Origin of the sequence: Pseudomonas sp. SIMBA_067, from assembly GCF_046534675.1 — a bacterium.
GTDB lineage: Bacteria > Pseudomonadota > Gammaproteobacteria > Pseudomonadales > Pseudomonadaceae > Aquipseudomonas > Aquipseudomonas putida.
In genome coordinates, this window is record NZ_JAWRYH010001034.1 from 1 (window position 1) to 248 (window position 248).

Sequence of the window (248 nt, forward strand, 5' to 3'; positions counted from 1 at the left end):
CGTTGGTAGCATCTAGAAGATCAGCCATTTTCTGAGAGTCGTATTCGTTCATCTGACAACCCCAGGTTTTAATATGCAGCTTTTTGCTCATTGAAATATAGCCTCGTGTTCAATTCGATAGTGGCACAAACATGTGCTAGAAACAGGTATAAGTGGCGGAATTATTAAAATTTCGCTCGACTTAAAGGACGCGTATTTTAGCTGGATACACGCTCAAAACCAAGTATAGATTTCATGTTTGTGATCTG

At 39.5% G+C, this 248-nt stretch carries 1 protein-coding gene; it reads right to left on the bottom strand.

Features of this window, described 5'->3' with window-relative positions; genetic code table 11:
* The coding region (locus SB765_RS32355) for a hypothetical protein (protein ID WP_410932856.1) at nucleotides 1–91 on the bottom strand (91 nt) is incomplete at its 3' end.
* Nucleotides 92–248: the final 157 nt, after the last annotated feature.